This window comes from Candidatus Vagococcus giribetii (assembly GCF_017316185.1).
Taxonomy (GTDB): Bacteria; Bacillota; Bacilli; order Lactobacillales; family Vagococcaceae; genus Vagococcus; species Vagococcus giribetii.
The window spans coordinates 25,029-39,916 of record NZ_JAFLVX010000011.1 but is presented as its reverse complement, the minus strand read 5'-3'; the positions used below and the strand labels follow the sequence as shown (position 1 = coordinate 39,916).

The following is a 14,888-nucleotide window of genomic DNA, read 5'->3' as shown; positions in this document are numbered from 1 at the left end:
AGAGATAGAAAAGACATTCATTTCAAAAATGAATGTCTTTTTAGCTTTGTTTCTTAATCCAGAATATATTTTTTTATAACATCGATGTCATAATCAGATGGGAAGCTATTAACGAGGATAGCTTTATAATTTTGATGAATAGAAGTAGAGTTTGTGATGATTAACGAATAGAGATTGATATCAACGGTCTCTATAGACGCCTCATCGATGCAGTGAACATGGTCAAATGAGATAGACTCAGTTGTTAGCTCCCCTTTGATACATCTCAATAGAAATTCAGCATGCTTTTTTGAATTTTCACTGACAATTAGGACGTGTTGTCGATACTTGTTTTCCATGATTTCAGGTAATTGAGTGACTAACATAAAAATAATGTGATGTAAGTATTCCGAAAAATCTTGTCCAGTATTGATTGAGAGATCAGCGACTAAAAAGGTAATCTCAGAGATAGTCCACTTGTTATTCTTTCTAGCTTCATGAGAAAAATAAGCATAATTGTTATGAATCAAAAAGTATGGAACTCCTACAAATAACTTGTTGATATAAAGATCTTTGATATAGGTTAACAAGAAAGAAAACTCTTCTCTGCTTTTATCAAGCTGGAAATTATCAAAAATAGACTCTAAGAAAAATGGAATCGTTTTTTCTAAATGACTATCTATGTAACCATTTAAACTATGTCGTAAGGATAAAATAGACTCTTCAATAGATTTAATATGAGTCATAGTCAAATTAGGATAAAATTGACTAAACAAAGCAGTTTCTTCAGATGTTAAAGGTACTGTTTTACCGATGAAGCTTGAGGCATCATCGATGTGAAATCCTTGTGACTCTCTTTCAAGAGAAATTAGATACATCTTTGAATAAAAGGCAATATTCACCTGTGTGGTGGATTCATTATTAAAGGAATAGTTATCTATGATTCTATTTCTTAGTAAGCGATTCTTTTGATTTTCTAAAAAAAGTTTTGTTGAATAACCAGATACTTCTAAAAAGAAGATAGCAACAAACTGTCGAACGCTCATTTCTTTTTTACTGTAAATAAAATAGTTGGATTGTTCATTTTTGATTTCGATATTATAAGATGCCATTCTCTCGTTTAAAAGATGTAGGTATTTGTAAAAGGTTGATGTACTAATGTGTAGCTGTTCCGTGTAAAAACCTATTTTCTGATAGGGATGAAAAAATAGGGTTTTAAAAAATTTAATAGAGACTGAGTTGATTAATATTTTTGGCTGTAGTTTAGAAAAACTGCTAATTGAAATTCTAGGAGCACTGATTTCCCCAGTGTCAGAAATATCAATTTGAAAAATATAACCCCAGTTCTCGTTGATAAATGTAATATCTTCACGCAGTGTTTTTTCAGAAATATCTAATAAACCAAGAACAGTTTTGATGTCAGTTTTACCATCAGATGTTAGTAAAATATCAGAAAGGCGATGGAGCCTCTCTGAAAAATTATCTAAAATTTTAAACATAGTACATTTCTCCTCGATAAAATAAAAGTGGTATCTATAATATTTATTGCGTTAATTTAGCTTGATGGAACTGTGTTAACTTGTTTCCTAAATTAATCAAATCAATTTTTTTAGGATAATCATTAATAATAAAATTATTTTCTGATTTGAAGTAACCATCATTTGTTACAAAAAGATGATTGTTTTGATTTTCTAGAATAAAAAAATGATCTTTCACAATGATGAATTCATAAAAGTTTTCAAATTGTCTGGTTAAAATTTTTTGTAGAAAATAAGCATGGGAAGTTGATAATTTACTGTAGACAAAAACAGTTGGTTTTTGTCTTTTCCCTAAAATTTCTGGGAAATAGACGACTAAAAAATAGCTTAAAAAAACTTTGTATTCCTTTAAATCTAAGTTAAGAATATTGGAAAAAATAGTAATAATCTCCTCAACAGGTTGATTCAAATACTCTTTTTTTACTAAAGAGGAATAAAAATTGTTTAATCTACTAATAAAAATAGAACATGGAACTTGATCAGAACATTCATTGTGGTAAATATGCAAAATCAAAACATACAGTATCTCAGATTTTTGAGAGTCTGGGATAGTGGCGTCTAAAAATTCTTTAAGTCGATATAATCTACGACTATAAAACATAGGGTCATTTAAAAAAGGACTTGTTGTTAGACTATCAATGATTATCTGAGTCGGATCATAATCACTCTCTTTCTTGATTAGCCCATTTTCTAAGTGAAATCCTTGGGTTTCTCTGAGGTGAGATAAATAGATAAACGCTGTATAGTAAGTTCTTATTAAGGACATATCATTGAATAAGTTATTGTCTAACTTATCAATAATAGCCATGACCTCAACTGATTCTTCAAAGTTGTCAATTTGATAATAGTTTATTTCAATTAAACAAATTGAAAAGAGTCTTCTTAAAGTAATTTCTGAGTGAGCGTTCAAAAAGTATTTACTGTTAACATTTTTGATTTCAATTTGGTATGCGTCGAGTGACGTATTGATATGTTTAATCATTTTGTAAATGTTTGAAGAACTAATTTGAAGTTTGCTCGAATAGAATTTTATTTTTTCGAAGGGGTGTAGCAAGAAGGTGGTGAGTAGTTTTAGATTCAAAGAATCTTTAATAATTAAAAACTGTAGATAAGTCATTTCATCTTTATTCATTTGATCAATATAGTATTCATTTGATTCTAGCGTAATTGAAAAGTGATTGTTAAAATGTTTATTTAAATAATCAATATCTCGTTGAATCGTAGGTTTGGAAATATCTAACTTCGTCGAAAGTGAGTCGATTGTCTGTTTTTCTTCTGAAGTGGTTAATAAATTAATCAATTGTAATTTACGCTGGAGTTTATCTTCCAAAATGTTATCCAATGTGAACACATCCTCTTGAAAATATAATTCAATTATATAACATTATTTGTAAAAAAACACAAAATAACCAACATTTAATATATTTATTATGATTATCGATTAATAAATGAACATCTTGTTTTATAGGCTAAAGGTAGTATAAAAAAACAATGTTTTGTTATTTTTTAGAAAAATGGACTAGACAATGAGACCTCTTTTTTGATACATTATTAACGGTCAACAAATCAATAGAAAATATGACGAAAATTTGATAGTCGTCCGATATGATGATATTAGAATAAATCGGCCGTAAGAGGTGAAAGTTTTATGGATATATTAATGATTACAAGTATTATTGGCACTGTTGCTTTCTCATTATCAGGAGCGATTGTCGCCATTGAAGAGCATTATGATATGTTAGGTATTACTGTATTAGGATTAGTAACAGCGTTTGGTGGGGGAGTCTTGCGAAATCTGATGCTTGATTTACCTATGTCCATTTTTTGGGAGCAAACAAATTTATTTTACGTTTCTTTTGGCACTATTTTACTTGTTTATTTATTCCCAGATAAAGCAACAAAGTGGAAAAAATTAGAAATCACTTCAGATGCCATAGGTCTAGCCGCTTTTAGTATTTCTGGAGCTATGTATGGCATGGAGGCATTTCATCATTTAGGTCCTGCTGTCGTGGCTGCTATTCTAACTGGAACAGGTGGAGGCGTTATTCGTGATTTACTTGCTGGTAAAAAGCCAAGTGTTCTATGTGCTGAAGTATACGGTAGTTGGTCTATCTTAATTGCGGTAGTCATTTACTACACAAAACCAGTTCATCCTTCTTTTTATTTAATCATTATTGGTTTAACTATTGTATTAAGGTTAGCTGGATTAACATACAATTGGAATTTACCTAAGTCCTCTATATTTATTAAACAAGGTATACCATCTATCAAACGAAATATGAATGAAAATGAGTAACAGGTTATCTACTTACCTTGTTACTCATTTTTTATTTGAAGGAAGAAGTTTTGTTTCTTTTCAGTTATAATAGACCCAAGGAAGTAGAGGGATAGAATGAATCAACTATTGTCAGTTTTAGAAAATACCTTTGGCTATAAGTCTTTTAGAACAGGCCAAGCAGAAATAATTCAAAATATTATGTTAGAAAAAGATTCTCTAGGCATTATGCCAACTGGAGGAGGGAAATCAATCTGTTACCAATTACCAGCTTTGCTACTGGATGGACTAACGATTGTTGTCTCACCTTTAATTTCATTAATGAAAGATCAAGTAGATGCCTTAAATGATATGGGCATAGCAGCTAGCTACATCAATAGTACGTTAACCTATCCAGAAATTAAACAACGATTAGGTGAAGTAGCTAGGGGAGAAGTGAAATTACTTTATGTAGCTCCTGAACGACTTGAAACAGCAGATTTTTTAGAACTTCTTCGTCATGTACGAGTTGATTTGATAGCAGTCGATGAAGCTCACTGTATTTCACAGTGGGGACATGATTTTAGACCAAGCTACTTAAAATTAGCTGAAACCATTCAAGGGTTTTACCCACGACCACGAATAATCGCCTTAACGGCAACAGCAACACCTGAAGTCGCAAAAGATATTTGTGATTTATTATCAATTCCTGATGAGCATGTCATTCAAACAGGCTTTGCTCGGGAAAATCTGTCTTTTAGAGTGATGAAGGATCAAACTGATGTGTATTTATTAGAATACTTAAAGACAAATAAAGGGCAATCGGGAATCATTTATGCAAGTACTCGAAAAGAAGTGGAGCGATTGTATCGTTTAGCTTCTCATCAAAAATTGTCAGTCGGAATGTATCATGCGGGGATGTCAGAGCAAGCTCGTATAGATAATCAAGAAGCTTTTTCTTATGACCGAATTGATGTGATTATCGCTACTAATGCTTTTGGTATGGGAATCAATAAAAGTAATGTGCGATTTGTGATTCATGCTCAAATGCCAGGAAATCTTGAATCTTATTATCAAGAGGCAGGACGTGCTGGACGAGACGGACTAGATAGTGAAGCCGTGTTACTTTTTAGTCCTAAAGATGCCCAAATCCAGCAGTACTTCATTGAGCAGTCAGAGGCGGATATTACGTATCAACAAAGTGAGTATTTAAAATTACGCGAAATGACTCAATACGCCCACACAGAAGGGTGTTTACAACGATTTATTTTGCGGTATTTTGGAGAAGAAGGTGTTGATTGTGATCGCTGTAGTAATTGTTTGGACACAAGAGAATCCGTTGATATTACTGTTGAAGCTCAAAAAGTATTGTCTTGTGTGAAGCGTATGAATGAATCCTTTGGGAAATCATTGGTAGGTAAAGTTTTGACTGGATCGAAAGATCAAAAAGTTTTGCAGTGGAAATTTGAACAATTATCTACTTATGGCTTGATGAAAGAATGGAGCCTAAAAGAAGTGATTCAATTGATTGATTTCTTGACAGCTGAAGAGTACCTTTTAGCATCAAAAGGTCAATTTCCATTGCTCTCTCTGTCCCCAACAGGTATTGATGTTTTATTAGGAAAGAAAAAAGTGTGGCGAAAACAACTGATAGTTAAACAAATTGTTGAAGATGATGAGTTATTTAATAAGTTAAGAGAGCTACGCTCAGATTTAGCTGATGAAAAGAATTTACCACCTTATGTGATTTTCTCTGATCAGACTTTAAAAGAGATGGTCGAGAAACAGCCAAATAATTCGTTAGAATTTCTACAGATAAAAGGCGTAGGTCAAAACAAATTGGATAAGTACGGTGAGTTATTTATGACAACGATAAAAAGACATAATGAGTCAAACAAATAGAATAGAAGAGTTCAATAAGAATTGTTATTAATTTGTTGACAGGTGATGTCTTTCATCAGAAAATGGGATTAGAAAAGTTGAAGGGAGTTTCAATCGAATGAAAAATTTTAATTTTCAAGCACCAACATCAATCTTTTTTGGTGAAGGTCAAATCAACAAACTATCTCGATTGCTAAAAGAACACGGAAATAATGTGTTGCTAACATATGGTGGTGGGAGTATTAAGAAAAATGGTGTCTATGATGCCATCTATCAAGAATTAAATAATGAATTTAATGTGGTAGAATTATCAGGTGTTGAACCAAACCCGAGACTAGATACAGTTATAAAAGGAGCACAATTGTGCCGTGAAAATAATATTGACGTGATTTTAGCTGTAGGTGGAGGCTCTACGATTGACTGTGCTAAAGCTGTAGCTGCTGCGCGTTTTTATGATGGGAATCCATGGGATTTTACAGCAAATAGTGGGTTAGTAAAAGAGGCATTACCTATTGTTAGTATTCTAACCATTGCTGCAACAGGTTCAGAAATGAATGGAGGCTCAGTAATAACTAACTTAGAAACAAAAGAAAAATTAAGTTTTGGCTCTCGATTTGTGATACCAAAAGCTTCTATCTTAGATCCAACTTATACATTTTCTGTTCCGTCATACCAAACAATGGCAGGTTCAGCAGATATTTTAAGTCATTTATTTGAAAATTACTTTAATAAAACAAATGATACGATGGTTCAAGATGGTATTGCCGAAGGGTTAATGCGAACTGTGTATCACTATACTCCAATTGTATTAAAAGACCCATCAAACTATGAAGCACGTGCTAACCTGATGTGGGCAAGTTCACTAGCTTTAAATGGTTTAACTGGATCTGGAAAAGACGGTAGCTGGTCATGTCACGGAATGGAGCATGAGTTAAGTGCTTATTACGATATTACTCATGGTATTGGTCTAGCGATTATTACACCAAGATGGATGGCTCATGTTTTAAGTGATGAAACAGCTGGTAAATTTGCTGAATTTGGTCGTCGTGTGTTTGATTTACCAAAAGAATCATCAAAAATTATGGCAGAAAAAGCTATTAAATTAACATATGATAGCTTTAAAGCTTGGGGAATTCCAATGACTTTAGGTGAAGTGGGAATTGATGATAGCTTATTAGAAGAAATGGCAGAACAAGCTGTTGCTCATCGTCCAGCAGGAAGTGTTCCTTTTGCTCCATTAGCGAAAGAGGATGTTTTAACTATTTTTAAAGCGTCTCTTGAAGAAATGACATTTTAATAAAAAACTCAATTGATATACGTTAGTTTATATCAATTGAGTTTTTTTATTTATAGAATATTTTAATTGTCCTTGGCGAAATCAGATAATCTCTCAATGGTTTCTTCAATATCTTGATGTGTTGTATTAGGTGAGATGGTACACATTCTAAGAACGACCATGCCGTTTAGTTTAGTGGTAATAACTTGAGAGAAACCTGTCGCAATCATTTTTTCAGAAATTTTTGTGTTGATGTGATTTAGTGTTTCTGTATCAAGACCTTCTTTTTGATATCTAAAATTAATGATACCTGCTTGAGCAGGGGTAATAACTTCAAAAAGAGGATTTCCTTCAATGACAGATTGCGTAAACTCAGCTAGTTTGACACCAGCATCAATTTGTTCACCAATTTTTTCTGTTCCAAGTGTTTGAAGAGTTAACCAAAGTTTCACGCCACGAGCTGGACGAGATAACTCAATACCCAAGTCCCAGAAATCAGTGCGGTCTGCTTGGTGAGCGTCTTCTAAATACTCAGGTTGTTCGCTAAAGCTATTAAGTAAACTACTACGGTGTTTGACAAGTAACATGGCACATGAATAAGTTTGGAATAACCATTTGTGAGCGTCCCAAGTAATGCTATCAGCTTCTTCAATCCCTTTAAGTAAATGAGAATAACTTTTAGATAACAGAAGGGAAGCTCCGAATGCACCGTCAACATGGAACCAAACTTGATTTCTTTTTGCCACATCTGCAATTTCAGCAAGTGGGTCAATAACGCCGGCATTAGTTGTACCAGCAGTAGCCATAATAATAAAAGGTTTTAAGCCTTTTTCTTTGTCTAACTTGATTTGTTCTTCTAACGCAATAGGATCAATTTTTAGAAGGGCATCTGTTTTAATTCGACGAATGCGACTTTCAGGAATACCTACAACATGAAGAGCTTTATTGATGCTATGATGTGCTTGATTTGAGATATAGGCTACCCCAAAAGGAATTTCTTCAGGTGTCAATAGTCCGTCTCGGGCAGCGATTGCAGCTGTTAAATTAGCTGTAGAACCTCCTGAAACAAAAATACCAGTACCGTCTTCTGTATAGCCAGCTTGTTGACAAAGCCAGTTGATTAGTGAATGCTCAATCGTAGCTGTTCCAGAGCTTGGATACCAGCCACAAGCATTAGGATTGTGCATTAGATTAATTAAATCACCTAACTTTGAGATTTCCTCAATTGGAGCAGGTATGAAGGCAAAGTTTCTTGGGTGCTCTCCAATTAAACGATTCGGATAAACTTTTTCTTGTAAGACCTGAATCATGTCTTCAACATTGCGACCAGTTGATAAAATATCTAATTCTGACAACTCACTAAAATCATTGTGTTCAATTAATTCAATCGTTTTTTTGCTTCTTAAATCTTCATTTTCTTCGTAATAATCATCAATAAATTGTTTCATGTAGTCTTTGATTTCCATTATTAATCCCCCAAACGATAAGTTGCTTAGTACTTATCTTTAGTGTAGCATGGAGTTAGTATTTTAATAATTCAACATTTTGATGATTACTATTAAAAATATTAATTTGAAAAGGTGAACTCAATGGAATTTGTTCAGTTAAAGTCATTTATCAAAGTGGCTCAGCTACTTAATTTTTCAAATGCAGCAGAAGCTTTGGGTTATTCTCAATCAGCTGTGACAATTCATATCCAACAACTTGAAAAAGAGCTAGGGGTCAAACTATTTGAAAGAATTGGGAGAAAAGTGTATTTGTCTGAGTCTGGTAGTCTTTTTTTAGAAGACGCCATGGGTTTAATTAATCAAGCTGAGGCGGCCATGATGAAAATTAAAACCCGAGAAGTCATCTCAGGTGAATTACGAATAGGGACAGTGGAGTCTCTTGCGACAACGATTTTGACAAGTATCTTATTAGAGATGCATCAAGAATACCCAGAAGTGCATACAGTTGTGACGATTGGGACTACCAAAAGTTTGCAAAAACAATTAAAGAATCATGAAATAGACTTGATGCTAACTCTTGATTATCCAATTTACGGAAGAGAGTGGATTAAATTATTTGAAAGAGTAGAAGAGAGTGCTTTTGTGGGGAGTAAGCAAGTTGTTAGAAGTTTACCTAACATACCGAACTTAAAGGAGATTATCTCCCATTCCTTTATCTTAACTCAAGGAGGGGCTAGTTATCGAAATGAGCTTGAAGGTATGTTGGCAAATGAAAACCTGACTTTAATTCCTAAACTAGAAATTTCAAACCCTGATATTATTATTGATTTGGTTAGTCAAGGTTACGGGCTATCATTTTTACCTGTCTTTGTGATTGATGAAAATTATCATGCAAAGGAATTAGAGAAGGTTGCTTATCCTGTTCCAACTTCTAATATTCAGATACAATTGATTCAACATAAAAATAAACAAAGTCTGTCAGTCATGCAGCTGTTTACGGAGAAAATTCATGATTTTTTTAATCAAAAAAAAGGCTAACCTTATTAGGCTAGCCTTTTTAGTTATTCTTCTTTATTTTTGTTCTTTTTAACAAGGAATAAAACGACTGCTAAACCAATGACAACGACACCAATGATTCCGGCAAAACGTAATTTTTCCTCACCTGTTTGTGGTAGATTTTTAACAGGTGCATATTGTTTGTTGTTACTGCCACTACCACTACCGCCAGCACCAGAGGCTTTAATAGAAACATTAATTTCTTCAGCAATAATATTTAAATCATAATCGGTATTTTTTTCTTCTAATTTAGCAAGGGTTGTTTTATCTAAATTTACTGCAGGAATTAATGGACCAGAGCCTTGTTTTAAAGCTTTCCAGTTTCCTAATTCATCAATTGATAAAAACTCATTGCTTGTTAGTGGAGCAAAACGAATGTTTGTCATTTCTTCATCACTTAGTTTTAAACCATCAATAGTATCTTCTAATAATAAACGACCTTGACCACCAACTGTTGTATCAATACGTTTGTTCTTAAATTGAAGGACAATATCTTTTTGTGCTTTTTTTGTAAGTGTTACTTCAGAAGATGGTTCGATTTCTTTATCTTTATAAGCATCCTGTGTTGCTAACTTATCAATTGATGCTTGACTTAAATTAAAGGTTACTTTTTGATTTAATTTCTCGTAGCGAGCTTTTTTACCAATTTTATAATTACCATCTTTATCGATTGAGAATGGTTCATTGTCTTTTTCTTCCATTGGTTTAAAAGTACCTGTAACTGTTTCTCCATTTGTCACTTTTACTTCAACTTTACCTTCAACTGCTTTTAAAGAGCCACCAACAACTTCTAAAGGAATAGCCACTTTTTCTTTTTTAGGTTCTTCTTTTTTAGTGAAGTTAAGAGTGATTTCTTCTGTTTTGAATGGTTTTGAGAAATCTTCATCAGGATAAATTTCTTTTAATTTTTTTTGAGTTTCTTCAGAAAGAACATACTCAAGAGTTATTTTTTCATTTTTTGTTTCTTTTAAGGCTTTAAATGTCCCATCTTTTTCAACCGTAATTGATTTGTTTTCGAATGGTTTGAATTCGCCTGTAATAGCAACCTTTTTAAAGGCATCATCTTGCTTGTTAGCTAACTCAATTTTACCTTTTTCATCAACTGTAGCTTTATAAGTATTTGTTTTTAATGATAAAGCAATTTTATCAAATGCCACTACTTCTGATGTATCTTCTTTTTCTGTTAATAGAGGGGTAGAACTTTCAGTTGTTTCTTCAGTTGCAACAATCTCAGTAGTTGCCTCTGTTGATTCTATTTCTTCTCCGTGAACTAGTGTGGCACTAGCCATTAAGAACGGCACACATAAAAGGGTGAAAAGAGTAAAACGCGTGCTATGTTTTTTCATAAATATCGCTCCTTTTGTATAATCAGTAGATCTCATATTTATTATACACTGAAATAATAAAAAGTTAAATATATTTTTGAAGAGTCGATTAATCCTTAAAATGATTGACTTGTATTAATAATATCCACGAATTTTTGCGTAGCAAGAGAAAGAGATACATTTTTCAAATAACAAATACCAATACTTCGCTTTGGAATCTTTTCTGTTAAGGTAACTTCTTTTAGTAAGCCTTGCTCAATATAAGAAAGAGAGAATTCTTTGGTGACGCAGGCAACGCCCAGATTTATCTTAGCAAAATCTAAAAGTAAATCATGAGAGCCTAATTCAAATTCAGGATTGAGAGAAAGTTTTTTTTCGCTTAATAAGTTATCCATGAAATGTCTTGAAATAGAATCTTGATCCAAACAAATAATGGGGTATTTTAAAACTTTTTCAATAGGTGTTGGCTGATCAAATTCGCCTTCAAACTTACTACCATAAACAAAGGTGTCTTGGATATGTTTACAAACAATTTTTTCTAAACGATCATCTTCCACAGGAAAATGACAAATAGCAATATCAATTTTTCCTTGTTTTAAGGTTTCAATGAGCTCAAATGTGGTTCCGTTGACTAATTTAAAGGAAATATCCGGGTAATCCTGGTGAAAACTCTCTAAATAAGGAAGTAAAAAATAGCGAGAAATTGTGTCTCCAACACCGATAGCAATTTTTCCACCTTGAAGATTTTTAAATTCTTCCATTTTATTCTCTCCAGAGTTGAGTAAATTGAGAGCCGAGTGAACGTAATCGTATAAAAGTTTACCTTCCTCTGTTAGCATAACTCCTTGAGGTGTTCGGTTAAAGAGTCGCACATCTAGTTCTGTTTCTAGTTGTGAGATAGATTGACTGACAGCAGGTTGTGTTAAATACAGACTTTTAGCTGCTTTTGAGAAGCTTTTGTGTTGTGATACTTCATAAAAAACTTGGTATAAATCAAGTTTGTTAACCATATAAATTCTCCTTATGACTGATATAGAATATATTAATTTTACTTATATCATAAAACCATGTATAGTACAAGGGTATAAAATTTAAAGAATGCACAAGTGGCATAAAGGAGCGAGCTTTATTGGAACGCACAGTAGGAACAGTGACAAGAGGTTTACGTTGTCCCATTATTAACGAAGGTGACAGCATTGAAACAATCGTAGTTGAGAGTGTTTTAAATGCATCAAAAGCAGAAGGATTTACTATTCAAGATAAAGATATTATTGCTGTGACAGAATCAATCGTGGCAAGAGCACAAGGTAACTATGCGTCAATCGATCAAATCGCAAAAGACGTAACAAGTAAATTTGGTGAGTCAACAGTAGGTGTTATCTTCCCAATCTTTAGTCGTAATCGTTTTTCTAACCTGTTAAAAGGGATTGCACGAGGCACTAAAAAAGTTGTTTTAATGATGAGCTATCCATCAGATGAAGTGGGTAACCACATCGTTTCTTTAGACGCTTTAGATGAAAAAGGTATCAACCCTTGGACAGATACATTAACTGAAAGTGAATTTAGAGAGTTATTTGGCTACAGCAAACATACCTTTACAGGTGTTGATTACATTGAATACTATAAAGAATTAATTGTTGCTGAAGGCGCTGAGTGTGAAGTTATCTTCTCTCAAAAACCTAAAACAATTTTAGATTATACAAAAAATGTCTTAACATGTGATATTCATACACGTTACCGTACAAAACGTATTTTAGAAAACAACGGTGCTGAAAAAGTCTATACATTAGATGATATTTTATCTGAATCAGTAGACGGAAGTGGTTTTAATGAAAACTATGGTTTATTAGGATCAAACAAATCAACTGAAGAAGGGGTTAAACTCTTCCCAAGAAATTGCCAACCAGTTGTTGAGAAAATTCAAGAATTAATTAACGAAGAAACAGGTAAATTAGTTGAAGTTATGGTTTATGGCGATGGAGCGTTCAAAGATCCAGTTGGAAAAATTTGGGAATTAGCTGATCCAGTTGTTTCTCCAGCTTTCACATCTGGCTTAGAAGGAACACCTAACGAAGTTAAACTTAAATACTTAGCTGATAATAACTTCTCTGACTTACGTGGAGCAGATTTAGAAGCGGCAATTAAAAAACATATTAACGAAAAAGCTGAAGATTTAACTGGCTCAATGGAAGCGCAAGGAACAACGCCTCGTCAGTTAACAGACTTAATTGGTTCATTAGCCGATTTAACATCAGGTAGTGGCGATAAAGGAACACCAATTGTCTTTATTCAAGGTTATTTCGATAACTTCACAAAATAAGTTGTCATCAATTGATTTATATAGAAAGAACAATCATCTGGGATTGTTCTTTTTTAGTTAAAGTAGAATGGTAGACATAGGAAATTCTCCATGAGGAGTTTATAAAGATATGATTAGAATCAACTGAAAAAAGTATCACATGAGGATTCTAGAGGCAAAACTATTCTAAAATGTAACTAGAGTTATTCTTGTAAAAAATAAGTGGATAGAATAACAAAAAAATTGAGGAGTTATCAAAATGGATGATCAACAGAATAACAAGAAGAAATTGTCGCTAACGGCCTTAATACTGATGATTTTTACATCAGTATTCGGATTTGCCAACATTGTTAGGGCTTACTATTTAATGGGGTATGCATCTATTATCTGGTATGTGCTAGCTGCGATTACGTTCTTCTTACCCTTTGCTTTTATGCTATCGGAGTTTGGGGCAGCATTTAAAGACAGAAAGGGAGGGATTTACTCGTGGATGGCAGAATCTGTCAATCCCAAGTTTTCTTTTGTTGGAACAGTGATGTGGTATGCGTCCAATATTATTTGGATGGTAAGTACAGGAATTTCCATCTGGATTCCATTATCAAACGGAATTTTTGGGGTAGATAAAACCCAACAGTGGTCGTTTTTTGGACTAGACAGTGTACAAAGTTTAGGGGTTTTAGGAGTCCTTTGGATTTTGTTTATTACTTTCGTTTCTAGTAAAGGACTAGATAAAATTGAGAAAGTAACCAATGTGGGTGGTGTGGCTGTTGCCTTACTGAATGTGGTATTAATTTTTGTCGGCATTGTTATTTTGTTTTTAAATAATGGTCAAATGGCCGAACCTGTTACAATGAGTGGTTTTGTTCACTCGCCAAACCCAGATTATGGGTCAATGATTTCTGTTTTTAGTTTTCTAGTGTTTGCTATTTTTGCTTATGGTGGCTTAGAGATTATCGGTGGGCTAGTAGACGAGACAGAAAATGCGGAAGTTAACTTCCCTAAAGGGATTAAAATTTCAGCAATTGTGATAACTGTTGGATACGGAATCGGAATCTTTGTTATGGGTATTTTTACTAACTGGACTTTTGCCTTTACACAGTTCTCATCAGCGGACATCACACTTGGAAACGTAGCCTATGTAGCAATGAACAACATGGGATATCAATTAGGACTAGCATTAAACTTATCTGAATCAGTGGCCATGGAAATTGGTGTCTGGATGGGTCGCTACATTGGAATCTCAATGTTCTTAGCCTTAACAGGATCTTTCTTTACTTTAGCTTTTTCACCACTTAAACAGTTAATTGAAGGAACACCTAAAGAAATTTGGCCTAAAAAATGGACAAAAACAAAAAACGGGTTACCTGTTTATGCGATGTATGTTCAAGCAGCAGTCGTTATTGCTATTATTTTATTTGTATCATTTGGTGGTAAAGGAGCGAAAGAATTCTTTGAAATTATTATTTCAATGACTAACGTTGCAGTAAGTATTCCTTATATGTTTATTGTCATCGCCTTTTACGGATTCAAGAAAAACGAATCAATTAATAAGCCTTTCGTTATTTACAAATCAAACACGCATTATAAATGGATCGTTGTGATGGTGACATTTGTCATTGGGTTTGCTAACGTCTTTACGATTATCGAACCAGCCTTACATGGTCGCTACACAGAAACATTCTTTTCTATTATAGGGCCAATTTTCTTCGGTGGAGTTGCTTTGTATCTCTATAACCGATACGAAAAGAAAATGGGTATTAAGTAAAAAATAATAAAGGACTATGACGTAAGTTGTTAAACTCACGTCATAGTCCTTTTTTTGTATTGTTATG

Annotated in this window: 11 protein-coding genes; 6 read left to right on the top strand and 5 right to left on the bottom strand. The window is 33.4% G+C overall.

Features of this window, described 5'->3' with window-relative positions; genetic code table 11:
* Positions 1-53: 53 nt before the first annotated feature.
* Positions 54-1,478, bottom strand: a complete 1,425-nt coding sequence (locus tag DOK76_RS03425; RefSeq protein WP_206965009.1) for an AcpB/EbpR/MafR family transcriptional regulator — start codon at positions 1,476-1,478, stop codon at positions 54-56.
* Between the two features lie 43 nt (positions 1,479-1,521).
* Positions 1,522-2,859, bottom strand: a complete 1,338-nt coding sequence (locus DOK76_RS03420; protein WP_206965008.1) for a helix-turn-helix domain-containing protein — start codon at positions 2,857-2,859, stop codon at positions 1,522-1,524.
* A gap of 306 nt (positions 2,860-3,165) precedes the next feature.
* On the opposite strand from DOK76_RS03420, the gene DOK76_RS03415 reads away from it, so the two are divergent.
* From DOK76_RS03415 to DOK76_RS03405, 3 genes are all read left to right on the top strand, one after another.
* Positions 3,166-3,813, top strand: coding sequence for a trimeric intracellular cation channel family protein (locus tag DOK76_RS03415; protein WP_206965007.1), 648 nt, complete (start codon positions 3,166-3,168; stop codon positions 3,811-3,813).
* A gap of 96 nt (positions 3,814-3,909) precedes the next feature.
* Complete coding sequence (gene recQ / locus DOK76_RS03410) at positions 3,910-5,673, top strand: DNA helicase RecQ (protein ID WP_206965006.1); 1,764 nt, start codon at positions 3,910-3,912, stop codon at positions 5,671-5,673.
* 97 nt (positions 5,674-5,770) lie between these two features.
* Positions 5,771-6,949 carry an iron-containing alcohol dehydrogenase gene (locus tag DOK76_RS03405; RefSeq protein ID WP_206965005.1) on the top strand — a complete coding sequence of 393 codons (1,179 nt, stop codon included), beginning with the start codon at positions 5,771-5,773 and terminating at the stop codon, positions 6,947-6,949.
* Positions 6,950-7,011: 62 nt separating this feature from the next.
* On the opposite strand, the gene DOK76_RS03400 is transcribed toward DOK76_RS03405, so the two are convergent.
* Positions 7,012-8,394: a pyridoxal phosphate-dependent decarboxylase family protein gene (locus DOK76_RS03400; protein ID WP_206965004.1), complete on the bottom strand. Its 1,383-nt coding sequence runs from the start codon at positions 8,392-8,394 to the stop codon at positions 7,012-7,014.
* A 123-nt stretch (positions 8,395-8,517) separates the two neighbouring features.
* Here DOK76_RS03400 and DOK76_RS03395 point away from each other — a divergent pair, with 123 nt between their 5' ends.
* Complete coding sequence (locus DOK76_RS03395; RefSeq protein ID WP_206965003.1) at positions 8,518-9,414, top strand: LysR family transcriptional regulator; 897 nt, start codon at positions 8,518-8,520, stop codon at positions 9,412-9,414.
* Positions 9,415-9,437: 23 nt separating this feature from the next.
* Here the strand turns inward: DOK76_RS03395 and DOK76_RS03390 are convergent, their stop codons facing one another.
* Both DOK76_RS03390 and DOK76_RS03385 read right to left on the bottom strand, forming a co-directional pair.
* Entirely contained in the window at positions 9,438-10,778 is a 1,341-nt protein-coding gene (locus DOK76_RS03390; RefSeq protein WP_206965001.1) for an LPXTG cell wall anchor domain-containing protein, read from the bottom strand.
* Between the two features lie 95 nt (positions 10,779-10,873).
* The gene (locus DOK76_RS03385) at positions 10,874-11,767 is read right to left on the bottom strand and encodes a LysR family transcriptional regulator (RefSeq protein ID WP_206965000.1); all 894 of its coding nucleotides are present in this window, start codon (positions 11,765-11,767) and stop codon (positions 10,874-10,876) included.
* Between the two features lie 119 nt (positions 11,768-11,886).
* Here DOK76_RS03385 and DOK76_RS03380 point away from each other — a divergent pair, with 119 nt between their 5' ends.
* Positions 11,887-13,077, top strand: coding sequence for a coenzyme F420-0:L-glutamate ligase (locus tag DOK76_RS03380; protein WP_206964998.1), 1,191 nt, complete (start codon positions 11,887-11,889; stop codon positions 13,075-13,077).
* Between the two features lie 238 nt (positions 13,078-13,315).
* On the top strand, positions 13,316-14,821 hold the full coding sequence (gene yjeM / locus DOK76_RS03375) for a glutamate/gamma-aminobutyrate family transporter YjeM (RefSeq protein ID WP_206964997.1): 1,506 nt from the start codon (positions 13,316-13,318) through the stop codon (positions 14,819-14,821).
* Positions 14,822-14,888: the final 67 nt, after the last annotated feature.